At 66.3% G+C, this 24,275-nt stretch carries 25 protein-coding genes and 1 pseudogene; 14 read left to right on the top strand and 12 right to left on the bottom strand.

Annotation, left to right across the window (positions count from 1 at the left end; genetic code table 11):
* Nucleotides 1-19 precede the first annotated feature (19 nt).
* Both HHL14_RS18915 and HHL14_RS18920 read right to left on the bottom strand, forming a co-directional pair.
* The gene (locus tag HHL14_RS18915) at nucleotides 20-1,714 is read right to left on the bottom strand and encodes an AMP-binding protein (RefSeq protein WP_169499142.1); all 1,695 of its coding nucleotides are present in this window, start codon (nucleotides 1,712-1,714) and stop codon (nucleotides 20-22) included.
* Between the two features lie 168 nt (nucleotides 1,715-1,882).
* Nucleotides 1,883-3,016, bottom strand: a complete 1,134-nt coding sequence (locus tag HHL14_RS18920; protein WP_169499143.1) for an acyl-CoA dehydrogenase family protein — start codon at nucleotides 3,014-3,016, stop codon at nucleotides 1,883-1,885.
* Nucleotides 3,017-3,268: 252 nt separating this feature from the next.
* Between HHL14_RS18920 and HHL14_RS18925 the strand changes: the two genes are divergently transcribed.
* From HHL14_RS18925 to HHL14_RS18955, 7 genes and pseudogenes are all read left to right on the top strand, one after another.
* A complete protein-coding gene (locus HHL14_RS18925; protein ID WP_169499144.1) occupies nucleotides 3,269-4,378 on the top strand; it encodes an AraC family transcriptional regulator in 1,110 nt (369 codons plus the stop codon).
* A gap of 86 nt (nucleotides 4,379-4,464) precedes the next feature.
* Nucleotides 4,465-6,339, top strand: coding sequence for an NfeD family protein (locus HHL14_RS18930; protein ID WP_169499145.1), 1,875 nt, complete (start codon nucleotides 4,465-4,467; stop codon nucleotides 6,337-6,339).
* Entirely contained in the window at nucleotides 6,336-7,109 is a 774-nt protein-coding gene (locus HHL14_RS18935; protein ID WP_169499146.1) for a slipin family protein, read from the top strand. Before HHL14_RS18930 ends, HHL14_RS18935 begins: the two co-directional genes overlap by 4 nt.
* A gap of 256 nt (nucleotides 7,110-7,365) precedes the next feature.
* The gene (locus tag HHL14_RS18940; protein ID WP_169499147.1) at nucleotides 7,366-7,635 is read left to right on the top strand and encodes a DUF4148 domain-containing protein; all 270 of its coding nucleotides are present in this window, start codon (nucleotides 7,366-7,368) and stop codon (nucleotides 7,633-7,635) included.
* 360 nt (nucleotides 7,636-7,995) lie between these two features.
* Complete coding sequence (locus HHL14_RS18945; RefSeq protein WP_169499148.1) at nucleotides 7,996-8,490, top strand: YaiI/YqxD family protein; 495 nt, start codon at nucleotides 7,996-7,998, stop codon at nucleotides 8,488-8,490.
* 230 nt (nucleotides 8,491-8,720) lie between these two features.
* Nucleotides 8,721-10,022, top strand: coding sequence for an NCS2 family permease (locus HHL14_RS18950; protein WP_169499149.1), 1,302 nt, complete (start codon nucleotides 8,721-8,723; stop codon nucleotides 10,020-10,022).
* A 211-nt stretch (nucleotides 10,023-10,233) separates the two neighbouring features.
* Nucleotides 10,234-10,767, top strand: a pseudogene (locus HHL14_RS18955) (cytochrome b).
* 16 nt (nucleotides 10,768-10,783) lie between these two features.
* Here HHL14_RS18955 and HHL14_RS18960 read toward each other — a convergent pair.
* A complete protein-coding gene (locus HHL14_RS18960; RefSeq protein WP_169499211.1) occupies nucleotides 10,784-11,074 on the bottom strand; it encodes a DUF1488 family protein in 291 nt (96 codons plus the stop codon).
* 317 nt (nucleotides 11,075-11,391) lie between these two features.
* On the opposite strand from HHL14_RS18960, the gene HHL14_RS18965 reads away from it, so the two are divergent.
* A complete protein-coding gene (locus tag HHL14_RS18965) occupies nucleotides 11,392-11,700 on the top strand; it encodes a 2Fe-2S iron-sulfur cluster-binding protein (protein ID WP_169499150.1) in 309 nt (102 codons plus the stop codon).
* A gap of 65 nt (nucleotides 11,701-11,765) precedes the next feature.
* Here the strand turns inward: HHL14_RS18965 and HHL14_RS18970 are convergent, their stop codons facing one another.
* From HHL14_RS18970 to HHL14_RS18980, 3 genes are all read right to left on the bottom strand, one after another.
* Complete coding sequence (locus tag HHL14_RS18970; RefSeq protein ID WP_230413130.1) at nucleotides 11,766-11,927, bottom strand: YqaE/Pmp3 family membrane protein; 162 nt, start codon at nucleotides 11,925-11,927, stop codon at nucleotides 11,766-11,768.
* Between the two features lie 149 nt (nucleotides 11,928-12,076).
* Nucleotides 12,077-12,277 carry a DUF1653 domain-containing protein gene (locus HHL14_RS18975; protein ID WP_329601700.1) on the bottom strand — a complete coding sequence of 67 codons (201 nt, stop codon included), beginning with the start codon at nucleotides 12,275-12,277 and terminating at the stop codon, nucleotides 12,077-12,079.
* A gap of 88 nt (nucleotides 12,278-12,365) precedes the next feature.
* Complete coding sequence (locus HHL14_RS18980) at nucleotides 12,366-13,010, bottom strand: helix-turn-helix transcriptional regulator (RefSeq protein ID WP_169499151.1); 645 nt, start codon at nucleotides 13,008-13,010, stop codon at nucleotides 12,366-12,368.
* 383 nt (nucleotides 13,011-13,393) lie between these two features.
* Between HHL14_RS18980 and HHL14_RS18985 the strand changes: the two genes are divergently transcribed.
* The 3 genes from HHL14_RS18985 to infA all read left to right on the top strand — a co-directional run bounded on the left by HHL14_RS18985 (nucleotide 13,394) and on the right by infA (nucleotide 14,897).
* On the top strand, nucleotides 13,394-13,612 hold the full coding sequence (locus HHL14_RS18985) for a hypothetical protein (protein WP_169499152.1): 219 nt from the start codon (nucleotides 13,394-13,396) through the stop codon (nucleotides 13,610-13,612).
* A gap of 586 nt (nucleotides 13,613-14,198) precedes the next feature.
* On the top strand, nucleotides 14,199-14,480 hold the full coding sequence (locus tag HHL14_RS18990; protein ID WP_169499153.1) for a hypothetical protein: 282 nt from the start codon (nucleotides 14,199-14,201) through the stop codon (nucleotides 14,478-14,480).
* A 144-nt stretch (nucleotides 14,481-14,624) separates the two neighbouring features.
* Nucleotides 14,625-14,897 carry a translation initiation factor IF-1 gene (gene infA, locus HHL14_RS18995; protein WP_169499154.1) on the top strand — a complete coding sequence of 91 codons (273 nt, stop codon included), beginning with the start codon at nucleotides 14,625-14,627 and terminating at the stop codon, nucleotides 14,895-14,897.
* 61 nt (nucleotides 14,898-14,958) lie between these two features.
* Here the strand turns inward: infA and HHL14_RS19000 are convergent, their stop codons facing one another.
* Nucleotides 14,959-15,771, bottom strand: a complete 813-nt coding sequence (locus HHL14_RS19000) for a GntR family transcriptional regulator (protein ID WP_230413119.1) — start codon at nucleotides 15,769-15,771, stop codon at nucleotides 14,959-14,961.
* A gap of 201 nt (nucleotides 15,772-15,972) precedes the next feature.
* Between HHL14_RS19000 and HHL14_RS19005 the strand changes: the two genes are divergently transcribed.
* Nucleotides 15,973-17,238 (top strand): cyanate transporter, encoded by a 1,266-nt coding sequence (locus tag HHL14_RS19005; protein ID WP_169499155.1) that lies wholly within the window; start codon nucleotides 15,973-15,975, stop codon nucleotides 17,236-17,238.
* A gap of 7 nt (nucleotides 17,239-17,245) precedes the next feature.
* Here HHL14_RS19005 and HHL14_RS19010 read toward each other — a convergent pair whose 3' ends face one another.
* Complete coding sequence (locus tag HHL14_RS19010) at nucleotides 17,246-17,494, bottom strand: hypothetical protein (RefSeq protein WP_169499156.1); 249 nt, start codon at nucleotides 17,492-17,494, stop codon at nucleotides 17,246-17,248.
* A gap of 168 nt (nucleotides 17,495-17,662) precedes the next feature.
* Here HHL14_RS19010 and HHL14_RS19015 point away from each other — a divergent pair, with 168 nt between their 5' ends.
* Nucleotides 17,663-18,238, top strand: a complete 576-nt coding sequence (locus tag HHL14_RS19015) for an ANTAR domain-containing response regulator (protein WP_169499157.1) — start codon at nucleotides 17,663-17,665, stop codon at nucleotides 18,236-18,238.
* A gap of 7 nt (nucleotides 18,239-18,245) precedes the next feature.
* Nucleotides 18,246-19,439 carry a CmpA/NrtA family ABC transporter substrate-binding protein gene (locus HHL14_RS19020; RefSeq protein WP_169499158.1) on the top strand — a complete coding sequence of 398 codons (1,194 nt, stop codon included), beginning with the start codon at nucleotides 18,246-18,248 and terminating at the stop codon, nucleotides 19,437-19,439.
* 86 nt (nucleotides 19,440-19,525) lie between these two features.
* Here the strand turns inward: HHL14_RS19020 and rhaS are convergent, their stop codons facing one another.
* The 4 genes from rhaS to HHL14_RS19040 all read right to left on the bottom strand — a co-directional run bounded on the left by rhaS (nucleotide 19,526) and on the right by HHL14_RS19040 (nucleotide 24,234).
* The gene (rhaS, locus tag HHL14_RS19025; protein ID WP_169499159.1) at nucleotides 19,526-20,536 is read right to left on the bottom strand and encodes a rhamnose ABC transporter substrate-binding protein; all 1,011 of its coding nucleotides are present in this window, start codon (nucleotides 20,534-20,536) and stop codon (nucleotides 19,526-19,528) included.
* 92 nt (nucleotides 20,537-20,628) lie between these two features.
* Nucleotides 20,629-21,660 carry an ABC transporter permease gene (locus HHL14_RS19030; RefSeq protein ID WP_169499160.1) on the bottom strand — a complete coding sequence of 344 codons (1,032 nt, stop codon included), beginning with the start codon at nucleotides 21,658-21,660 and terminating at the stop codon, nucleotides 20,629-20,631.
* The gene (locus HHL14_RS19035; protein ID WP_169499161.1) at nucleotides 21,653-22,708 is read right to left on the bottom strand and encodes an ABC transporter permease; all 1,056 of its coding nucleotides are present in this window, start codon (nucleotides 22,706-22,708) and stop codon (nucleotides 21,653-21,655) included. Before HHL14_RS19035 ends, HHL14_RS19030 begins: the two co-directional genes overlap by 8 nt.
* On the bottom strand, nucleotides 22,705-24,234 hold the full coding sequence (locus HHL14_RS19040; protein WP_169499162.1) for a sugar ABC transporter ATP-binding protein: 1,530 nt from the start codon (nucleotides 24,232-24,234) through the stop codon (nucleotides 22,705-22,707). Before HHL14_RS19040 ends, HHL14_RS19035 begins: the two co-directional genes overlap by 4 nt.
* Nucleotides 24,235-24,275 lie beyond the last annotated feature (41 nt).

Genomic DNA, 24,275 nt, shown 5'->3' on the forward strand with positions numbered 1-24,275 from the left:
GAAACACGGGGGAAAACGCTCAGCGCAGATCCGGAAAATCTTCTTCCCAGTACTCGTCGGGCAGACGCGCGGGCTCGGCCGCGCGCTCCATTTCGCGGCGCCGCAATTCGACGCGGCGGATCTTGCCGGAGATCGTCTTCGGCAGTTCACTGAATTGCAGGCGCCGAATCCGTTTGTACGGCGCGAGCTTTTCGCGCGAAAACGCGAACACCGCGCGCGCCAGTTCGGGGCCCGCCTCGTAGCCCTGGCGCACGGTGACGAACGCCTTCGGCACCGACAGGCGTAGCGCGTCGGCGCTCGGCACGACCGCCGCTTCGCCGATCGCCTCGTGCTCGATCAGCACGCTTTCGAGTTCGAACGGACTCAACCGATAGTCGGACGATTTGAACACGTCGTCCGCGCGGCCGACGTACACGTAGTAGCCGTCGTCGCGGCGCAGCGCGACATCCGACGTGCGATAGAAGCCGTTGCGCATCGCCTGTTCCGTGGCCTTCGCGTTGTTCGCGTAGCCGGTCATCAGACCGAGCGGGCGCGCGTCGCCGAGCGGCAGCGCGATTTCGCCTTCGCCGACTGCCTGATCGTCGGCATCGAGCAGCTCGATCCGGTAGCCCGGCAGCGGACGCCCCATCGAGCCGGCCACGACCGGCTGGCCCGGCGGGTTGCCGATCTGGCAGGTGGTTTCGGTCTGGCCGTAGCCGTCGCGAATCGTGATGCCCCACGCGTGCTTCACGCGCTCGATGATCTCCGGATTCAGCGGCTCGCCCGCACCGACGATCTCGCGCAGCTTGACCGGATAGTCGGTCAAGCGCTCCTGCACCAGCATCCTCCACACCGTCGGCGGCGCACACAGCGTGGTCACGTTGAAGCGCACCAGCGCGGCGAGCGTGTCTTTCGGCACGAAGCGCGCGAAGTTGAACACGAACACGCAGGCCTGCGCGTTCCATGGCGCGAAGAAGCAGCTCCATGCGTGCTTGGCCCAGCCCGGCGAGCTGATGTTCCAGTGGATGTCGCCGGGTTGCAGGCCGATCCAGTACATCGTCGATAGATGCCCGACCGGATAGCTCTGATGGGTATGCTCGACGAGCTTCGGCTTCGACGTGGTGCCGGACGTGAAGTACAGCAGCATCGGATCGCTCGCGCGGGTCACGCCATCCGGCGTGAAGTCCGGCGACGCCGCGTACGCGGCCGCCAGATCGATCCAGCCGTCGCGCGATGCGCCGACCGAGAAGCGCGTGAGCGGCACGTCGAGCGTATCGAACTTGACCAGTTCCGCGCTATCGACCACCGCGAATTTCGCGCCGCCGATCTGCACGCGGTCGCGCACGTCATCGGCCGATAGCTGCGTGGTGGCGGGCAGCCCGATTGCGCCGAGCTTCATCGCGGCGAGCATCACGTCCCACAGTTCGACGCGATTGGGGAGCATCAGCAGCACGCGATCGCCGCGGCCGACGCCCGCGCCGCGCAGAAAGTTCGCCACCCGCGACGAACGCTCGGACATCTGCGCGTACGACAGACGCAGCCCCTCGCCCGACGGATCGTCGACGAGCCAGAGCGCGGGGTTGTGGTTATCGCGCGCGATCGCGTCGAAGTAGTCGAGCGCCCAGTTGAACTCGTCGAGTGCCGGCCACGCGAACTCCTTGTACGCGCGGTCGTAGTCGGTCCGATGGCGCACCAGCAGATCGCGCGCGTCGAGAAAGGCTTTCGCTGCAGTCATCGTCGTCTCCTGTGGATGGCGCGCTGGGCGCTCGTTTTTTTGCCGCTGACGTGGCCGGGCTTGCCGGCATCCTGCCCGAACGAGGCAGGCGGCCCGGCTATTGTGCTCTCAAACATGCGCTCAAATCCGACGCGCGGACGCTACAACGCGCGACGAACCGCGCGGCGCTCAGACATGCCGGGCAATCACCATCCGCTGCACTTCGCTCGTGCCTTCGTAAATCTGCGTGATGCGTGCATCGCGATAGTGCCGCTCCACCGCGTAGTCCTGCAGATAACCGTAGCCGCCGTGAATCTGGATCGCGTTCGAGCAGATCTCCTCGGCCAGTTCCGACGCGAACAGCTTCGCCTGCGACGCCTCCGACAGACACGGCCGCCCCGCCGAGCGCAGCCGCGCCGCATGATGCACGAGCAGGCGCGCGGCATTCAGGCGTGTCGCCATGTCGGCGAGCATGTTGGCGATGCTCTGGTGGTCCTTCAGCGGCTTGCCGAACTGCTCGCGCTCGGTGGCATAGGCGCGCGCGGCATCGAACGCGGCGCGCGCGATGCCGACCGCCTGCGCGGCGATGCCGATGCGCCCGCCTTCGAGATTCGACAGCGCGATGCGCAGCCCGTCGCCCGGCTCGCCGAGCAGATTGGCTTCGGGCACCGCGCAATCGACGAGCGAGATCGGGCAGGTATCGGACGCGCGAATGCCGAGCTTGTGTTCGGGCCGGCCGACCTCGAAGCCCGGCGTCGCGGTCGGCACGATGAACGCGGACAGGCCGCGCTTGCCGCGCTCCGGATCGGTGACCGCGAACACGATCGCGAGACCGGCGCGCGCACCGTTGGTCACGAACTGCTTGCTACCGTTCAGCACCCACTGGCCGTCGCGCCGCACCGCGCGGGTGCGCAGATTATTCGCCTCGGAGCCAGCCTGCGGTTCGGTCAGGCAGAACGCGCCGATCGTGCGGCCGGTCGCGAGGTCGTGCAGATAGCGGTCCTTCTGCGCGTCGCTGCCGAAGTTCAGGATCGGCCCGCAGCCGACCGAGTTGTGCACGCTCATCAGCGTCGCGCAGGCGGCGCAGCCGGCCGCGATCTCCTCGAGCGCGAGCGCATAGGCGACGTAGTCGGTGTACGAGCCGCCCCACTCGGCCGGCACGATCATGCCGAGAAAACCCAGCTCGCCCATCTGCGCGACCACGCCGGCGGGCAGTTGCGCGTCGCGGTCCCATTGCGCCGCGTGCGGCGCGAGGCAATCGGTGGCGAAGTCGCGCGCGGCATCGCGGATCATCCGTTGTTCGTCGGTGTAGAAACTGTCCATGACTGCGTCCTGTTCCGTGGCGAAGCGCCGTGCTGCAATGGCTCCATACAGCAAGTGTAGGCAAGCGGGCCGCGTCGCTCGATGCTCGCTGCGATCAATCGTGTTGAGCGCATTTGCCATACTGCTACTATGTGCGTTCATCGCAGCCCATGATTTCCGTGGGTTTTGCGAATCCAGAACAACGGAAGCCGCCTCATGATGAGCGCTTTTGCCAGATCGAGCGCACCCGTATGAAACCCGCACGAAACCCGTATGAAAAGCGATAAAGGCACGATCTCCGTCAGTCTGGTCGAGGAAACGCTCGCGCTCGCGAAGGCACGCGGGCTCGACGCGCGAGCGCTCGCCGAAGCGGCCGGCATCGCCGCGCCGATGCTCGCGTCGCCGAAAAGCCGCGTGTCGTCCGCACAATACGGCGCGCTGTGGGCCGCGATCGCCCGCGCACTCGACGACGAATTCTTCGGCCAGGATTCGCATCCGATGAAAAGCGGCAGCTTCATCGCGATGACACAGATGGCGCTCGGCGCACGCAACGGCGCGCAGGCGCTGACGCGCGCGGTCGGCTTCATGCGGCTCGTGCTCGACGACCTCGGCGCGACCGTCGAAACGACGCCGCAGCGCGTGCGGCTGCGCTACGTCGAACGACACGGCGCGAGCGCGCCGGCCATGTTCGCGTACGCGACGTATTTCATCCTCGTCTATGGGCTCGTGTGCTGGCTGGTCGGCCGGCGCATTCCGCTGCGCGAGGCGCGTTTTCGCTGCGCCGCGCCGCCCGCCGCGCACGAATACCGGCTGATGTTCTGCGACGACATGCAGTTCGGGCAGGCCGACTCGTACGTCGATCTTGAGCCCGCGTTTCTCGAACTGCCGGTGATCCAGACCGCGCGCTCGGCGCGCACTTTTTTGCGCGACGCGCCCGGCAGCTTCATCGTCAAATATCGCAATCCGGGCTCGCTTGCCGCGCGCGTGCGCCGGACGCTGCGCGCGCTGCCGATGGCGAACTGGCCCGCCGCCGATCAGATGGCCGCGCGCCTGCACGTTGCCGAAGCGACGATGCGGCGGCATCTGAAGCAGGAAGGCCACACGTATCAATCGATCAAGGACGCGCTGCGCCGCGACATCGCGATCGCCGAATTGCAGCGCACGCAACGCACGATCGCCGACATCGCGAACGCGGTCGGCTTTGCGGAGCCGAGCGCGTTTCATCGCGCGTTTCGTAAATGGACCGGTATGCGGCCGGCCGACTATCGTCCGGGGCGGGTGGCTCAAGCGACGACGACGGCGACGATGGCGGTGACGGTGACGGCGGACCGGGCGGACCCGGCCGGGCGGGCCGATCGCACGCGTCGCGTCGAATCGGACTAAGCTTTAAGCGGCATCCGGCCAGCCTTGATCGAGGTAGCGGCCCGTGGCCGCCGGTCTCGAGCCGGTGGACACAGCGGCCATCGGCGATGAACACGACTTCGCGTTTCCCGCTCCGGCAGTCCGGTCCGCGCAGACCGCTTATCCGCGGTGATGTCGTGGGCCGTTTGATGCGCGGCATCGCCGTGCTCGGCATGCTGTTGGCGTGCGGCTTCGCGGTGGGTAGCTTCGCGGTACGCGAAATGGCCGCGCCGGTCTTGTCGCCGTCGCTTTCGTCGCTTTCGTCGCTCGGGCCGATCGCGGCGGCGAACGCGGCCACAGCCACCACCGATCCCTCTTCCGCCAGCCTCGCGGCCGCCACCGCGAACAGCGTGGTCGTGATCGCGGTGAACGGCGCGATCGGGCCGGGCAGCGCCGATTTCATCGTGCGCAGTCTGCAACGTGCGGCGAGCCAGCATGCGCAGCTCGCGGTGCTGCAACTCGATACGCCGGGCGGCCTCGATACGTCGATGCGGCAGATCATCAAGGCGATCCTCGGCTCGCCGGTGCCGGTCGCCACCTTCATCGCGCCGAGCGGCGCGCGCGCCGCGAGCGCCGGCACCTACATCGTCTACGCGAGCCACATCGCGGCGATGGCGCCCGGCACCAATCTCGGCGCGGCGACGCCGATTCAGGTGGGTATCGGCGGTAACGAACCGGGCGGCGCAGGCGGTGCTGGTAACGCAGGCGGCGGCGCGCCAGGGCTGCCGGATCCGCGCACGCTGCCGGGTGGCGCGGCGGGCTCGTCGGCCGGGCCGTCCGTTGCGCCGTCAGCCGCGCCGTCCGTTGCACCAACCGCGGCACCGGCCACCGCGCCAGTCGCTGCACCCACTGCGGCAACCGCACCCGCCACTGCGCCAGCCACCGCACCAACCGCCACGCCAACCACCACGCCAATCGCCACCACGCCTTCGGCCGCACAAGCCACCGCGCCCGCCGCCAGCACCCTCCCGCTCGACGCCCAATCGACCGAACTGCGCAAGCAGGTCCACGACGCCGCCGCCTACATCCGCGGCCTCGCGCAGCTGCGCGGGCGCAACGCCGACTGGGCCGAGCGCGCGGTCCGCGAAGCGGTCAGCCTGTCGGACGAGGAAGCGCTCGCGCAGCACGTCATCGAGGTGGTCGCGCGCGACGTCCCCGACCTGCTGCGCCAGCTCGACGGCCGCACGCTGACGACGAGCGCCGGCGCGGTCACGCTGCACACCGCCCACGCGCCGCTCGTCATGCTCGAACCCGACTGGCGCAGCCGCTTTCTCGCCGTCATCACCGATCCGAGCGTCGCGCTGATCCTGCTGATGCTCGGCATGTACGGCCTGTTCTTCGAGTTCGCCAACCCGGGCTTCGTGCTGCCCGGCGTGGTCGGCGCGATCAGCCTGCTGCTCGGCCTGTTCGCGATGCAGATGCTGCCCGTCAGCTACGTCGGCCTCGGGCTGATCTTTCTCGGCATCGCGTTTCTGATCGGCGAGGCGTTTCTGCCGACCTTCGGCTCGCTCGGCTTCGGCGGCGTGGTCGCGTTCGTGATCGGCGCGACGATGCTGATGGACACCGACGTGCCCGGCTACGGCATCCCGCTGCCGCTGATCGCCGCGGTGGTCGTGTTCAGCGTCGCGTTCGTGCTCGGCGTATCGCGGCTCGCGCTGCGCGCGCGCAGGCGACCGGTCGTGACCGGTTCGGAAGCGCTGATCGGCTGCGTCGGCGTGGTGCTGGACGGCGGCTTGCTGCCCGAATCCGAAGCCGAAGCCGCGGCGGGAGGCTCGCTGGCGGGCTGGGCACGCGTGCATGGCGAACGCTGGCGCGTGTCGAGCCACGCACCAGCCGCCGCCGGCCAGACCGTGCGCGTGACCGCGCGGCACGGCCTGACGCTGACCGTGGTGCCGGTGCCGCCCGTCAATGCGCCGGACGCCCGGCAAGGAGAACGCTCATGATCGGTTTCACATTCGGCTTCAGCAGCATCCTGATCCTGCTGGTGGCCGCGCTGATTGCATCGTCGGTGCGGATTTTTCGCGAATACGAGCGCGGCGTCGTGTTCATGCTCGGGCGCTTCTGGAAGGTCAAGGGACCCGGACTCGTGCTGATCATTCCGGTCGTGCAGCAGGCGGTGCGGATGGACCTGCGCACCGTCGTGTTCGACGTGCCGCCGCAGGACGTGATCACGCGCGACAACGTGTCGGTGAAGGTCAACGCCGTTGTGTATTTCCGCGTGGTCGATCCGGAGAAAGCGGTGATCCAGGTCGCCAAATACTTCGAGGCGACCAGCCAGCTCGCGCAAACCACGCTGCGCGCGGTGCTGGGCAAGCATGAGCTCGACCAGTTGCTGTCGGAGCGCGAGCAGCTGAACGCGGACATCCAGAAGGTGCTCGATGCGCAGACCGACGCGTGGGGAATCAAGGTATCGATCGTCGAGATCAAGCACGTCGACATCAACGAAACGATGATCCGCGCGATCGCGCGTCAGGCCGAAGCCGAGCGCGAGCGGCGCGCGAAGGTGATCCACGCGGAAGGCGAACTACAGGCGTCGAAACAGCTGCTGGAAGCCGCGCAGACGCTCGCTCAACAGCCACAGGCGATGCAGTTGCGCTATCTGCAGACGCTGACCACGATCGCCGCCGACAAGAACTCGACGATCGTGTTTCCGCTGCCGATCGATCTGGTGAGCGCGGTGATTGAGCGCTTCGGCAAGCCGTCCGTGCCGTGAGCTGAGCGGACGGGCCATCGAAAAGGGCGAAAAAGGCAAAAAGGGCGGCAGGTGATGCCAGACTGGCGTCCATCGTCGCCGATTTACGACGAATCTACGCAGATCCGCTGCGATTCGCGTCGCCGCGGGAATATCGCCTGTCGCTACGCGGTAGGCCACCGGTAGAAATGGTGCATTGCTTGCTGTCGCCTTACTGGGCGCGCACCGAAAAATTACAATCCCGGGCTGTTTTTTTACCGCTCCTTAGGAGCCTGTCATGAGAACGTTGTCCCAACTTGCCCTCGGCGCGCTGCTCGTCGCCGCGAGCATGAGCATTACGAGCCCCGTCTACGCGCAAGCCTCCATGCAGTCCAACGATCCGTCCGCGCCGAAGACGCGCGAACAGGTTCGCGCCGACCTCATTGAATGGCGCGCCGCCGGCTTCGATCCGTCCAACTGGATCGACTATCCGCACAACGCGCTGGCCGCGGGCCGCATCGTCGCGGAACGTCGCGCGCAGCAGGCGGCGGGCGCCGCGACGCAGTAAGCGGTTGCGAGCGGCTTCGTTTCGGTTGTCGGAGCGAGGATGCCGCCTGTGGGGCGGTAGGGGGTAGTTTGTGGCCCGTGTTGTCTGGAACATGGCTTCGGGCCGCGCTTTAAGCCGCGCTTCATGCCAGGCTTGCGGCCTTTGCCAGCCGTTTTTGCCAGCCGTTTTTGCCAGCCACCGCCACTTGAGCAGCCAGCCGGCCCCCACCGCACAGGGTAACGGCGTCGAGCCGGGCCGCGCCCCATGAGTGCCCTCCTTTCCCGCTACGCTCCCCGCTTTATCCCGCGCCAAATCCGCCCACCACGCCGCGGCGAGGTATCATCCCGTCCCTTCGATACCCCCACTGCCGGAAACCGCACCATGCCAATCTGGGTCGATGCCGACGCCTGCCCGGCCGTCGTCAAGGACATGCTCTATCGCGCGGCACGCCGGACCGGCATGCCGCTGACACTGGTCGCCAACACCTTCCTGCGCGTGCCGCCGTCGCCGCTGATCCGCGCGATCCAGGTGCCGGCCGGCTTCGACGCCGCCGATCAGCTGATCGTCGAGCGCGCCGCCGCGGGCGATCTCGTGATTACCGCCGACATCCCGCTCGCCGCCCAGGTACTGGCCAAACACGCGCACGCGCTCGATCCGCGCGGCAACTGGTTCACGCCCGGCACGATCGAGGAGCGGCTGCGAATGCGCTCGATGCTCGATCAGTTGCGCTCGAGCGGCGTCGATACCGGCGGCCCCTCCGCTTATAGCCCGCGCGACGGCAAGAGCTTCGCGGGCGAGCTGGATCGCTGGCTCGCGCGTCAGCCACCGCGCAGTGATGCGCCGACGCCACACCCGGACGACGAACCGCCCGTCTGACGGGCCTCGACACGTGGCGGGAGGCGTCGCGAGCGCCGGGCCGCCGGCATTCGTGTCTACAATTCCGCCGTAACGTCGGCACGCCGGCGCGCGCCGCGCATTCGCGTTGACACCGGGCTGCCGGGCCACCAACCACCCGGCCACAGCCCCAGCGCGCCGCCTGGCCCAACCCGAATCACCCAACACAACAACACCACACTTCCCGAACGACGAGAGAGAAAAACCGCCACATGGACTCGATAAAACGCTACTTCGGCTTCGATGCCGTCGGCACCAACCTGCGCACCGAAGTGCTCGCCGGGGTGACCACCTTCCTGACGATGGCCTACATCATCTTCGTCAACCCGGCGATTCTCGGCGACGCCGGCATGCCGAAGGGTTCGGTGTTCGTCGCGACCTGTCTGGTGGCGGCGCTGGCGTCGCTGATCATGGGTCTGTACGCGAACTACCCGATCGCGCTCGCGCCCGGCATGGGCCTGAACGCGTATTTCGCGTACACGGTCGTGAAGGGCATGGGCTACACGTGGGAAGCGGCGCTCGGCGCGGTGTTCATCTCCGGCTGCCTGTTCCTGATCGTCACGCTGTTCCGCGTGCGCGAGGTGATCGTCAAGGGCATTCCGCACTCGATCCGGATCGCGATCACCGGCGGTATCGGCCTCTTTCTGGCGATCATTTCGCTGAAGTCGGCCGGCATCGTGGTCGGCAATCCGGCCACGCTCGTCACGCTCGGCAATCTGCACGATCCGCACGTAGTGCTCGCCGCGATCGGCTTTTTCGGCATCGTCACACTCGACTACCTGCGGGTGCGCGGCGCGATCCTGATCGGCATCGTCGGCGTCACGGTGCTGAGCTTTTTCTTCGGCGGCAACGAGTTTCACGGCATTGTGTCCGCGCCGCCGTCGATCGCGCCGACGCTGTTCCAGCTCGACATCAAGACCGCGCTGTCGACCGGCATCCTGAACGTCGTGCTGGTGTTCTTCCTCGTCGAACTGTTCGACGCGACCGGCACGCTGATGGGCGTCGCGAACCGCGCGGGGCTGCTGGTCGAAGGCAAGATGCACCGGCTGAACCGCGCGCTGCTCGCGGACAGCACCGCGATCCTCGCCGGCTCGATGCTCGGCACCTCGTCGACGACCGCGTATATCGAAAGCGCGTCCGGCGTGCAGGCCGGCGGGCGCACCGGCGTGACCGCGATCACCGTCGCGGTGCTGTTCGTCGCGGCGCTGTTTTTTGCGCCGCTCGCCGAAGTCGTGCCGCCGTACGCGACCGCGCCGGCGCTGCTCTACGTGTCGTGCCTGATGCTGCGCGAAATGCTCGACCTGCCGTGGGACGACGCCACCGAAGTCGTGCCGGCCGCGCTGACCGCGCTGCTGATGCCGTTCACCTACTCGATCGCCAACGGCGTCGCGTTCGGCTTCATCTCGTACGCGGGCCTCAAGCTGCTGACCGGCCAGGCGCGTCAGGTGAAGCTGGTCGTGTGGATCATCGCGGCGATTTTCCTGTTCCGCTATTTCTATCTCGGCAGCGAGTAAGGCTGCCGACGAGGACCAGGGCAGCGCGGGGCGCGCCGTACGCAAGCAGCACACAGCAGCACACAGCAGCACACGAGCGGCGCGCAGGCGGCAAACCAGGCGGCAATTGAGCGCAGATCAACGAGAGTGCTTCGGCAGTGCCCGCTTCGCGCGGGCACCGTTTATCATCCGACGATTCGCCACGCGATCGAGCCAGCCACAGGAGCCCCGCATGTCCTCATACGACCACACGACGGACCGTTACACGAAGCCCGCGATCTTCTTTCACTGGGTCATCTTTCTGCTGGTCGCGCTCGCCTATCTGGCGATCGAAATCCGCGGCCCGCGCGGCTCCGACAGCCGCACGTTCTGGACCGGCGTGCACTTCTGGGCCGGCACGCTGGTGCTCGGCCTGTCGGTGTTGCGGGTTCTCTAGAGACTGTGGGCCGGCGCACCGCAAGAACTGGAGAGCAACCGGCTGCTCGCTTTCCTCGCGCGCGGCGCGCATCTTTCGCTGTACGTCTTCATCATCGTGCAGCCGCTGCTCGGCATGCTGATGGTCAATGCCGGCGGCCGGCCGGTGTCGCTCGCGTGGACCAATATCAGCTTCACGCTGGTCGGCGCGGATTCGATCGCGCGGCCGCTACTGAAGGACGCGCACGAACTGCTCGGCAACGTGTTTTATTGGGTGATCGGCCTGCACGCGCTCGCGGCCATCGCGCATCACGTGATCTTCAAGGATCGGACGCTGCGACGGATGATCTGACGCGATTGCGTCAGTTTCAGTTGCGCCAGTTCGCCTCGTAAAAGCGCACATAGCCGCTTCGGAGCACGACGCACTGCGCGCGTGTCTCCGACAACAACCGACGCGTGGCCGCCTCGATGCGAGCCCGATGCGCGTCGAACGCGACGACCATGTCCTCCAGCCGGGGCGACGCGGCGCCGAAGTGGTCTTCGAGCGCTTCCGCGGTGATCATGCACTCCACCCTCTGTCCGTCGATCATCGCCGGAAACGCCAGGGTAAGTTCGCGCCCTGAATATTCAGGGGCTTCGTTCGGGAAAAGGATCTGCATGGGAATCACCTGGAAGAATGCCGCGCATGGTGAAGCGGGGTAAGGTGCGCGCCGGTTGCATCGTGTCGCGTCCGCCGCTCGTTCCTCCTTGTCCCATGCAGTCGACGCGGGCCGTCACCTCGCGCGGAATCGCCGGTTCGCGCCGCGCGCAGATGAATTGATTTACTTTAGACGAGTTCGGGCAAGGCGCAAGCTTTCCCTGCGTTTCCCTGTATTTCGTCGCAGGTGGCCCTGATCTGGCGCATGTTGCAGCGCGATATCGGAACGATGGCCGATCCCATGTAAAGTGTCGGTCACCCAGCTTTTCATCGATCCCGATGTCCGATCCCACCCGCCCGCCCGTGGTTCGCGTCGAGCCGCTCGGTCTGAGCTTCGAGGCGCCCGATTCGCTGACGATCCTCGAAGCCGCCGGCTTCGCGAATCTGCGTCTGCCGCGCTCGTGCCGCAACGGGACTTGCCGCACGTGTTTGTGCCGGATGACGGCCGGACGCGTGCGTTACACGATCGAATGGCCGGGGGTGAGTCGTGAGGAAAAGGCTGATGGCTATATCCTGCCGTGTGTGGCGATCGCCGAAACCGACGTGGTGATCGACGTGCCGGATGCGCTCGAATTGCCGGCTCGGTGAGCGTCGGCGCGCAAGCCTGAGCGCTCGGAGCGCCCCGCCCGACGCTGGCGTTCAAGCGCGTCGTATCAACGCCCGTTGCCCATCGCGCGGGAGATCTTCTTATCCGTGTTGTACTGGCTCAGCGCGTACACCGACCAGATCGCGGCCGGCACCCAGCCGATCAGCGTCACCTGCAGAATCAGGCAGATGATGCCCGCGAACGGACGGCCGATCGTGAAGAACTGCAGCTACGGCAGAAGGATGGCAAGCAACAGACGCATTCCGGGTTCCTGTTCGGATGGTTGAGGCAGTAGCGTGCGTTAAGTCGCGGAGGGCGCTTCTGCCTCGTTAATGACGAAAATGATGACGGAAATAATGACGGAAATAATGAGGTCAATCAGGCGGGCGTATCGAGCGGTGCGAAGCGCGGCACCTTCGCGCCGTCCACCTCGATCAGCTCGAAAAACACCGTCGACGGGCGGGTCCAGATCGTACCATTGGCTGCTTTGTAGACGATCATCGTGACCGTCGGATCGGATTCGAGCGTGGCCTCGCAGACCAGTTCGTAAATGCCGCCTTTGTAGTGTCGATAACGCACGGTAGGGATCCTTAATCTGTCTTCAGTGCTGTCTTCAGTGGGTACTCATATTGGGCGCGATCGACGCATTTGCAAGCGCGCCCGAACCTCAGCCACCCTCTTTCATCTGTTTCAGGATCTTGTAGACGGTCGCGCGGCCCATCGTCAGCACGGCGGCCACGTAGTTCGCCGAGCTGCGGCCGCGAAACGCGCCCTGCGCGTGCAGCGCCTCGACGATTTCGCGCTTGTGCTCGCGCGTCAGCGCATTGATGCCGATCTGCCGCTCGCGCAGCCACGTGTGCAGATACGTGTTGATGCGGTCCTGCCAGTCGTCGCGGAACAGATCTTCGCCGGGCGCGTCGCTCATCGTGCCGCCCTTGATGAACAGATCGAGCGTCGAGCGCACGTCCTCGAACACCGCGATGTTGAAGTTCACGCACAGCATGCCGGCCGGCTTGCCGTCGTCGTCGAACAGGATGTTGCTCACGCAGCGCATGCGGCGACCGTCCCAGTTCAGTTTCTCGTACGGACCGATAGTCTGGCCGCGCGCCGCGAACAGCGCGTCGTCGAGCACCGACGGCGCACCGACCTCGAGCCGCGACAGATTGTTCGCCAGATACGCGATGGTCTGGTCGCGCAGATCGTGAATCACCACTTCGGCGCACGGATAGAGCAGCGCGGCGATGCCGTCGGCGATCGGCGCGTAGCGCTTCAGCAGCAGGTCTTTGACAGGAGACACGTTCGGATTGCGCATGGAAAGGATGCGGGGTTCGAAGGAGGCGACGGCGCCGCGCCGGGTTGCATGACGACGCCCGCCACGCAGGCGAGGCAACGCCGGAACGCACGCGGGTCCGCGCTCAGGAACTCGCCATTGTAGCGACCTCGGGCAGGCGTCGCGATCATGGACGATCGCGGGCACAGCGACGCTCGGCGCGGGCGCTCACGAACGGGCCCCTCCGCGGACTGCCGCGCCCACGCTCACGCTCACGCTGACGGTGACGCTGACGGTAACGCGCCGCAAGGCGCTGCCCCGCGAGGCCACACGTCAGCCCACAACACCGCGCAACAATTTTGTCCGCCTCGCGAGGCGATTTTTTTCATGCGATAACCGTTCATCCAACCGAACGGAGTCCACCGATGGCCACACTCGAAGCGCTTCGCGCCGTGCTCGACGACACGCGCACGCCGGAGATCATTCGCAACCACATCATCGACTCGCTGCAATACGCGCTGCGCAATTACGGCCAGATGTTTACGGCGAAGGAAATCGAATGGCTGGCCAACTGGGACGATGCGCGTCTGCCGCTGGCGGCCGCGCGCGAATTGCAGAAGCGCGTCGCCGACATTTCGCGATGAAGGCCGGACGGAATGCCGCCCCGGCTCGATTTGGCCTGATCCGCGCTATCGGGGGGCGCGTCGCGGCCTCGGCCAAACCCGCTAAAGCCCCGATGGGCGGGCGTCTCAGCCGGGCATGGTAGTTGCCACTATCCAATTCGCCCCGTTTCAGGCATCATAGTGAAATAGTTGCAGTTCGCACCCATATAGCACTGGCAGCACCAGGCAGTCTCAAACCGGCATCTCCGCGCCACCCCCGACAGTTCGACCGCCACTTTCCGGCGATCCCGTCACTCCGGCAATGCGCCGCCTGCATTCGCCGTCGCGAGTAGCACACCGAGCGGTTCAGCTTCTTCCGTCCGATGCGCGCGAATTCCGCGCCGCTTCAGCATTTTCGGTCGAACCCGTGCCTGGCGCGCGACCGCTCGAGCCATTGTCATTGAGTCCGCCGGGCCACGCAGGCCTGTGCCAACCCTTTTTCATTGCGGCGCGCCCATCGGTGCTGCGCCGCCGGTCCACGTCGTCGCGTTGCCGCGACCGACCCGCGCGCTGCGGCAGACAACGCGCACCGCGACACGCGGACCATGCATACAGGACACGTATTTTGATGAATTCAGCAGTCAAGACCTATAAGGGCTACGAAATTCACCCGCTCGTTTATCCGCGCCGCCCCCCCGGCGCCGAGACGAGCCGCAATCCGGGCGCCGGTTACGACGCGTCGGTGCGCATCTGCCGCGTCGGCGCGAATCCGGCGGCCGATGGCCGGGTGTTCCGCCTGCAGTACATGTTTCCGTTCGACGGCATGGGCAAGGCGCGCATCGCGTGCATGGCGCATGCGGAGCGGCTGATCGACGGCCAGGTGAACGGTCAGTCCGTCGCCGATCTTTGAGCGCGTCATCGGCACATCACCAACGTCGTGCAGCGTACGTTTCGAGCCCTCGGAGCAGCGCCGCACAAACACTGAAATAACGGCTGCGCCGCCCGGTTCGCCGGCGGCCGGCAACCCCTTTATCCCATCGACCAGGAGTTATGCATGGCGAAAGAAGAACTGCTTGAACTTGACGGCATCGTCGACGAAGTGCTTCCGGATAGCCGCTACCGCGTGACGCTCGACAACGGCGTCGTTGTCGGCGCCTATGCGTCCGGACGCATGCGCAAGAACCATATCCGTATTCTCGCGGGCGATCGCGTGACGCTCGAAATGTCGGTCTACGACCTGACCAAAGGACGGATCAACTTCCGTCACAAGGACGAGCGCCCGAGCGGCGGACCGCGCCCGGCATCGCAGGGGCAGCGCCGGCGCTAAGCCGCGGCAACGGCAGTGGCGCGACATGGCAGACCTGCGTGTCGCGCTAAACCCCATCGCGCTAAACCCCAAACACCGCCGCCCAATCCCCGTCGTCGGCGCTGTTGCGCATCTGCTCCACCACCCGCTCCTCCAGTTCGGCCAGATGCTCCCGCATCGCCGCTAACGCGCACGGCAAGTCGCCCGCATCGAGTGCCTCGATGAGGCGCGCGTGCTCGTCGGCCGAGCAGCTCGATCCCTTCGACGGATCGAACAGCGCCTTGTACAACTCCGTCTTCGCGACCAGTTGCCCGACAAGGCCGAGCAATTCGGTGCCGCCCGCCAGTTCCGTCAACAGCACGTGAAACTGGCCGGCGAGACGCACGGATTCGTCGATCGCACCCGCGCGCAACGCCTTTTCCTCGCTACGCACGTGCGCGCGCAGCCGCCGTTTGTGCGCGGCGCTCAACGCGCCGCACAGCGCCGCGACGATCCCCGCCTCGACAATCTGGCGCGCCCGATACACCTGACGAACATCCACCTCCGACGGCGACGGCACGAACGCGCCGCGATTCGCCGCGAGCACGAGCTTGCCCTCGTAGCCTAGCCGCGCGAGCACCTTGCGCAGCGCCCCGCGCGTGCAGCCGAATGCGGCCGCGAGATCGCGCTCGACCAGTTGCGCGCCCGGCCGCAACCGCCCTTGCAGCAAAGCGGCGGTAATCGACGCGTAAATACGCTCTTCGATGCTGGGCGTGGCAGGAGCGTCACGCGGCGTGGAAACGGCGGACGCGGTTTCAACGGAAGACGCGGTTTCGCCAGAGCCGGAGCCAGAGCCGGAGCCGGAGCCGGAACTGCAGGACGACGAAGCGGGAGAACGCGGGGAACGCGTAGCCATGAGTCAAATGCCGACAAAGATAAGGAAAGAACGGGACGAAACAACGCCGCAGCATTCTAGCGATGGCCACACGCAGACGCCAATTCGCCGCATTGCGTCATCGCTTATACCGAAGATTCCCGAAAATGGTTAACCATTTTAATCTATTATGGTCGACCAGAACGCGCCTTTGAACACAACTTTTCCCGGCTCGAGATCTTCGTGAATTCGCCCACCAGCACCACTTCGCCCCGCCCATCCACGAACCACGCCCGTACCGCGCTGACCCGGCACGACGTCGTGTGGCTCGCGGCGATCGTCGTGATCGGCATCAATCTGCGGCCGCTGCTGACCTCGATCAGCCCGTTGATGACGACGATTCGCGGCGCCACCGGACTCAGCTTCTACGGCGCGTCGCTGCTGACCAGTCTGCCGGTCGTCGCGATGGGTGTCGGTGCCTTCGGCGCGGCGGCGCTCACGCGCAGCATCGGCGAAACGCGTGGCGTCGCGCTCGGCCTCTGCGCGATCGCGCTGGCCTGCGCGGCGCGCTGGTTCGCGTCGAGCGGCTTCACGCTGCTGGCGACCGCGTTGCTCGCGGGCGCCGGCGTCGCCGCGATCCAGGCGCTGCTGCCCACCGTCATCAAGCAGCGCTTTCCCACCCGCGTGCCGCTCGCGATGGGCGTGTTCTCCGCGTCGATCATGGGCGGCGGCGGCCTTGGCGCGAGCCTGAGCCCGTGGGTCAGCCAGACGCTGCAGTCGTGGCATGCGGGGCTCGCGGTGTGGGCGTTGCCGGCTTGTGGCGCGCTCGCATGCTGGTGGTTATTGACGCGCCGGCCTGTCGTCGAGCCGGCTGCGCACACCGCCCAGGCTGCGAGTCATTCAGCCGCCACACTCACGCCGACGCCCACGTTCTCGCCGTGGCGCACACGGCGCGCATGGACGCTCGGTCTGTACTTCGGCATCGTCAACGGCGGCTATACGAGTCTCGTCGCGTGGTTGCCGGCGTTCTATCAGCAGCGCGGCGCGAGCGTCGCGGCGAGCGGCTCGCTGCTTGCCGCGATGACCGTGTTCCAGGCCGCCTCGGCGTTGCTGCTGCCGCTCGCCGCCGCATCGTTTCGCGATCGACGGCCATGGCTGCTGCTCGGACTCGCCGCGCAACTGGCCGGCGTGCTCGGCCTGATCGCGCTACCCGATGCCGCGCCGCTGCTGTGGGTCGGCGCTGCGGGCGCGGGACTCGGCGGCGTGTTTTCGCTGACGCTCGTGACCGCGATGGATCACTCGGCCGATCATCGCATCGCCGGTCAGCTGGTCGCGTTCACGCAGGGCGTCGGCTTTATCGTCGCCGCGATCGCGCCGCTCGTGGCCGGCATCGTGCGTGGCTGGAGCGGCGGCTTCGTCGCCGCGTGGGTCATGCTCGCGGTGTGCATCGCCGCGATGATGGCGGTCACGTTGCTGTTGTCGCCGCGGAGTTATTCGCGGTGGCTTTGAAAGCGACTCAAATCACTTTTTGAGCCCTTTTTAACGGTGTTTTGTGAAGCGCAGACGGCGTCGACCGGGAGGCGCTTTCAGCAGCTTCAGCAGCTTCAGTAGTTTCAGCAACTTCAGCGTCGAGCCCCGTGATGCGCCGCATCGGTGCATCGCGCGTCAATGCTCCCGGATGCCCCGTGCCGGTGCAGCGCGCGGAACGCGAGCGCAACGCACCGCTTCCCGGCGCTTCACCAGCGCTTTGCCAGCGCTTTGCCAATCCGTCCTACTCCCGCCTGCGGGAAACCCACTCAAACCGCCAAATCCCCGCTAAATCCAACACGATTCTCGCGCACCGCCTTGCACGCACACTAAAGCAAACCCAACACCGCAGCGCATGGCATACCCATTGCTTTAAAGGTAGCCAGTCGTCCCCACCCCCTACTCCATGCTGCGTGTTCTCCTCGTCACCGACACCGACAAACCCATCGGCGATCTGCGCGATGCCCTCGCCAGGCTCGGCTGCGACATGCTCGCCGGCACCGCGACGCCGCAGGCGCTGCATCGCGCGGTGCGGGACGAGCGGCCCGACGTGATCATCATCGACACCGAGTCGCCGTCGCGCGACACGCTCGAACAGCTCGCCGTGATGCACGCGACCGCGCCGCGCCCCGTGCTGATGTTCAGCCACGACGCCAATCAGCAGTTGATTCGCGACGCCGTCAACGCGGGCGTCACCGCGTATCTGGTCGAAGGCCTCGCCAGCGAACGGCTCGCGCCGATCCTCGAAGTCGCGCTCGCGCGCTTCGCACAGGAGTCGCAATTACGCGAGCGGCTCGCACAGGCCGAGAACGAACTCGCCGAACGCAAGCTGATCGATCGCGCGAAACGTCTGCTGATGGACCAGCAGAAACTCACCGAACCCGCCGCCTACGCCAGCCTGCGCAAACGCGCGATGAACCAGGGCGTCAAACTCGCCGAGGTCGCGCGCGCGATCGTCGCGTCGGCCGGCTCGCTCAAATGATGCGCTCATGAATCCAGCCACTTCCGACACCGCGCCGGCCCCGGCGGCGCCCGAAAAGACCCACCTGCGGCTCGGCTTCGTCGCGCTCGCCGACGCCGCGCCGCTCGTCGCCGCCAAGCTGCTCGAATTCGGCCACGCGCACGGGCTTACGCTCGAACTGTGTCGCCAGCCTTCGTGGGCCGCCGTGCGCGACAAGCTGCTCTCCGGCGATCTCGACGCCGCGCATACGCTATACGGCCTCGTGTACGGCGTGCAGCTCGGCCTCGGCGCCCCGCGCACCGATATGGCCGTGCTGATGGTGCTGAACCGCAACGGCCAGGCGATCACGCTATCGAACCGGCTCGCGGATGCGCTGACCAAAGCGGCCGAATCCACCGCATCGAGCGGCGCCACAAACGGCAGCGAATGCAGCCCATTGCGCGCCGCGCTCGCGACGCTCGGCCGCAAGCCGGTATTCGCGCACACGTTCCCGACCGGCACGCACGCGATGTGGCTGAACTACTGGTTAGCCGCGCAAGGTGTCGATCCGTTGCGCGATATCGACAGCGTCGCGATTCCGCCGCCGCAGATGGTCGCCGCGCTCGCGCAAGAGCGGCTCGACGGCCTGTGCGTCGGCGAACCGTGGAATGCGATGGCCGAAGCGCACGGCGTCGGCCGAACGATCGCTTATACGAGCGAGGTGTGGCCCGAGCATCCGGAGAAAGTGCTCGCGTGCCGGCGCGATTTCGTCGACACGCATCCACACTCGGCACGCGCGCTCGTGCGGACCGTGCTCGAAGCGTGCCGCTGGCTCGACGGCGCCGGGCATCGCGACGAGATCGCGCGCTGGCTCGCGCGGCCCGATTACATCGACATCGATGAAGGATTGATTGCGGCGCGGCTCGGCGATCGTATGGACACGGCGAATACGCGCCGCCTGCCGATGCGCTTCTTCGATAACGGCGCGGTCAACTATCCGCATCCGTTCGAAGGCGCGTGGTTTCTCACGCAGTTCGAGCGCTGGGGGATGATCGATGCACGCCGCGACTACGAGGACATCGCCGCGCGCATCAACCAGACGCAGGTGTATCGCGAAGCCGCGGCGAGTATGAACGTGGACGTACCGCGCGAGGACGTGACACGCGAGCTGATCGACGGCGAGCGGTGGGGCGACGCTTCGCTGTCCGCCGCTTACGCACGGCGGTTTGCGATCAGACGGTAAGCGCGTCGGCGCTATCGATGGTCATGCGCGGCCCACGCATTGTTCGTGGGCCGCACGCGGACAGTCGGCCGTGCAATAACCGAAGCCTAGAAGTTGTACTTGTCGATATTGCTCGCATCGAAGGTGGTCGGCGGTCCGAGAATGATTTCGCCTTGCGCGCCGATCGTGCGCTTGCCGAGCTTGCCGGCGTCGAATGTTTCGCCCTCCTTACCGCTAATCTTGCCCGACGCGAGCGCCGCCGCGGCGTACGCCGCGAGGTAGCCGAGCTGGTTCGGATCCCACAACTGGAACGCGGTCACCGTGCCGTTCTTCACGAATGCGCGCATCTGGTTCGGCGTGCCGAGCCCCGTCACCGCGACCTTGCCCTTGCTCGACGACGACGAGATATAGCGCGCCGCCGCCGCGATGCCGACCGTGGTCGGCGCGACGATCGCCTTCAGGTTGGGATAGGCCTGCAACAGACCCTGCGTTTCGACGAAGGACTTCTGGTCGTCGTCGTTACCGTACGCGATCTTGACCAGCTTGATCTTCGAATACTCGGGCTTTTTCAGCTCCTCCTGCATCCACTTGATCCAGGTGTTCTGATTGGTCGCGTTCGGCGTCGCCGACAGAATCGCGAACTCGCCCTCACCGCCCATCAGCTTCGAGACCAGTTGCACCTGTCCCCGGCCAATGCCTTCCGCGTTCGCCTGATTGACGAACAGTTGACGACCCTCGGGCGCGGTATCGGAATCGAACGTGACGACCTTGATACCCTGGCCCATCGCCTTCTTCAGATACGGCACGACCGCGTTCGCATCGTTCGCGGCGATCACGATCGCGTCCTGGTGCTGCGTGATCAGTGTGTTGATGTACGAGACCTGCGACGACGCGCCCGCATCCGACGGCCCCACCACCTTACCCACGCCGCCGAACTCCTTGATCGCGGCCATGCCGCCGTCGTCGGCGATCACTTCGTACGGGTTGTTGATCTGCTTCGGGATGAACGCGATCTTCAGGCCGCTTTTCAGGTCCGCGGCGAATGCACCGCTGCAGCTGATCGCGAGCAATGTGGCGCACAACGCCGCCGCACCGGTATGACGTAGAGGTTTGAACATGAAGTGTCTCCTGCGTTGTTGTTGGACAGAAAGTGGTCCGGGTTATCGGTCGTGGGGAGCTTCGAACAAACGTGGCCAACTAAGGTGGCCAACTAGGGCATCGGCGACGCCGATGCGGCCGCCGACTTCGCGATGAAACGCCGGTCGCGCGCCGCCCGCCAGCGCGCGACGAGATTCGGAATCAGCACCGACGCGAGCAGCAATACGCCCGTGACGATGGTCAGCGTTTCGCTCGACACATCGTCGAGCGTCAACGCATTCTTCAGTACTCCGATGATCAGCAGCGACAGCAGCACGCCGACCATCGAACCGCGTCCGCCGAAAATGCTGACGCCGCCGAACAGCACCGCCGCGATCACCGACAGCTCGAAGCCCTCGCCGTTATCGCCGCGCGCGCTGGTAAAGCGCAGCGTATAGACGATGCCCGCGAGCGCGCTGACGAGCCCCGACAGCACGAACAGGCGCAGTCGGATCTTCGCGACCTCGATGCCGGAGAACGCGGCGGCGGTCGGATTCGCGCCGATCGCATACAGGCTGCGGCCGAACGCGGTGGCCTGCAGCAACACGGTGAACAGCACGGCCGCGACGATCACGATCACGAACGGCAACGGAATGAAGGTGGCCCCCAACGTGTTCATGCCGAACGCCGTGTACGCGGCCGGAAAATCCGCGACCGCCTGATCGCCGAGCAGCACGTACGCGAGACCGCGAAACAGCGCGAGCGTACCGATCGTGACCGCGAGCGACGGCAGGTTCAGCTTGACGATCACGAGTCCGTTCAGCAGCCCCGCCAGCGCGCCCGCAATCAGTACCAGCACGATCACGACCGGCATCGGCAGCCCCATATGCCACAGCACGCCCATCAGTGCGCTCGACGCGCCGAGCACCGACGCAACCGACAGATCGATTTCGGCGGCGACGATGATGAGCGTCATCGGCAGCGCCATCAACGCGATCTCGGTCAGATCGGCGAATACGTTGCTCAGGTTCGCGCCGGTCAGGAACACCGGCGACAACCAGCGTCCGAGCCCGAGCGACACGATCAGCACGACCACCAGCAACGCCTCCCATTGCAGCGGCGTTTCGCGTTTGCGCGTGAGTAGCGCGGAATCGGGTTTAGCCATGATCGCGTTTCCTCATCATGCGTTTGGCGACGGAGCGCGCCAGCAAGGTATCGGCGGCAATCGCGGCGACGATCAGCGCGCCCTGGATCGCCTGCTCCCAGAACGGCGACACGTGCAGCACGACGAGCGCGATGCTGATTACACCGAGCACCAGCGCGCCGAGCGTCGCGCCGAGAATCGTGCCGACGCCGCCCGTAATCGCGACGCTGCCGACCACTGCCGCCGCGACGACCTGCAACTCGATACCCTTCGCGGTGCTCGCATCGACGGTGCCGAAGCGCGCGAGCCACAACGCGCCCGCGAAGCCCGCAATCGCGCCGGACAACAGAAAACCCGACATCACGCGCCGCTCGACGTTCACGCCGGCGAGCCGCGCGGCCTCCGGGTTCGAACCGATCGCGTAATGCTCGCGGCCGCCGCGAAACTGCTTCAGATACACCGACAGTCCCACCAGCACGACAACCGCGATCAGCGCGAGCGTCGGGATGCCGAGCAGCGTGCCGGTCGCGAGCCGCGAATACGCGTCGGGCAAACTGGTCGCGTTGATCTGCCCGCCGTGTACCCACGCATAGTCGGCGCCGCGAAAAATATAGAGCGTCGACAGCGTCGCGACCAGCGACGGCACGCGCCCGACCGCCACCAGCAACGCATTGATGCCGCCGGCGACGAGCCCGAGCGCGAGCCCCGCCGCCAGCGCGACCACCACCGGCATGTGCGGGAACGCCACGTAGAGACTGCCGACCGCATATGCGCTGATGCCGACCGTCGAGCCGACCGACAGATCGATATGCCGCATCAGGATCACGACGGTCATACCCGCTGTCAGCAGGCTGATGATCGACACGTTCAGCAGCACGTCGCGCAGATTCTGCAGGTTCAGGAACTGCGGCTTCGCGAGCCCGGTGCCGACCACCAGCAAGATCAGGACGACGAACAACGTGGTCTCGCGGCTCTTCGCGAGGTTCGCGACGAGGCCGCCCGACGACGTGCCCGAGCGTTTTTCCAGCGACTGCCGAACCGGCGCGGAATGAATCGAATGGCGCATCATGCTGCACGTCCCAACGGTGGAAGCCCCTGACCGAGCGCGGCGCCCATGATGCGCTCCTCGTTCGCATCGGCGCGCGCGATGTCCGCGCTGATCCGGCCTTCGTGCATCACCAGCACGCGGTCGGCCATGCCGAGCACTTCGGGCAACTCGCTCGAAATCATCAGCACGGCCATGCCGTCGCGCACCAGTTCGGCGAGCGCGCTATACACCTCGGCTTTCGCGCCGACGTCGATGCCGCGCGTCGGTTCGTCGATGATCAGCACTTTCGGGCCGGTCGCGAGCCACTTGCCGAGCACGACCTTCTGCTGGTTGCCGCCCGACAGCGTGCCGACCGGCGCGTTCGGATCGCCGGCCTTCAGGCGCAAACGCGTGCCCCACTGACTGGCGAGCTGCGTTTCGCTGCGCGTCGAGATCAGCCCATGCCGCACGAGCCGGCCGAGTACCGTCATCGACGCATTGCGGGCGATGCTCAGCTCCAGCGCCAGCCCTTGCTGACGACGATCCTCCGGCACCAGCGCAAGCCCCGCGCGCACCGCCGCCGCGGGCTTGCCGGTGGCGAGCCGCTGGCCGGCGAGCCACACTTCGCCCGCGTCGAGCGGATCGATACCGAAGATCGCGCGAGCGACTTCACTGCGTCCCGCACCGACGAGGCCCGCGAGCGCGACGATCTCGCCCGCGCGCACGTCGAACGAAATATCCTTGAATACGCCGACGCGCGTCAGGCCACGCACCGACAGGCGCACATCGCCCGGCACGCAATCGGCCTTCGGATAGAACGATTCCAGATCGCGGCCGACCATCTTCGCGACGATCGCGTCGGTGCTCAGGTCGGCGGTCAACGCGTCGAACACTTTCGCGCCGTCGCGCATGATCGTCACGCGCTGCGTCAGCGCGAATACTTCGTCGAGCCGGTGCGTGATGAACAGAATCGCGACGTCGCGCTCGCGCAGCTTGCGTACGATCGCGAAGAGCCGCTCGACTTCGGGCAAGGACAACGCGGCGGTCGGTTCGTCCATGATCAGCACGCTCGCGTTCAGCGACAACGCCTTGGCGATTTCGATCACCTGCTGATCCGCGATCGACAGCCCACGCACCAGTTGATCCGCGCGCAACTCGACGCCGAGCGACGCGAGCAGCCCGTCCACCTCGCGATGCATCGCATCGTATTGAATGCGGCCGAAGCGGTCGACCGGTTGCCGGCCCATGAAGATGTTCTCGGCAATCGACAGATCGAAGAACAGCGTCGGTTCCTGATAGATCACCGCGAGCCCGGCGTCGCGCGCTTCGGCGGGCGTCGCGAAGCGGCGTGGCGCGCCGTTCACCAGCAGTTCGCCGGCATCGGGCTGATGCACGCCGGCGAGAATCTTCACGAGCGTCGACTTGCCCGCGCCGTTCTCGCCGAGCAGCGCATGCACCTCGCCCGGCCACAGCACAAGGTCGCCGTCGGAGAGCGCACGCACCCGGCCGAAGGACTTGCTCGCGTGCCGCAATTCGAGTCGCGGCACCGCGGATGTGGATTGCTGCACTGCGTGTCTCCTGTGTTGCTGATGCGATTGCCGGTGCCTTA

This window comes from Paraburkholderia antibiotica (genome assembly GCF_012927125.1).
Lineage (GTDB): Bacteria > Pseudomonadota > Gammaproteobacteria > Burkholderiales > Burkholderiaceae > Paraburkholderia > Paraburkholderia antibiotica.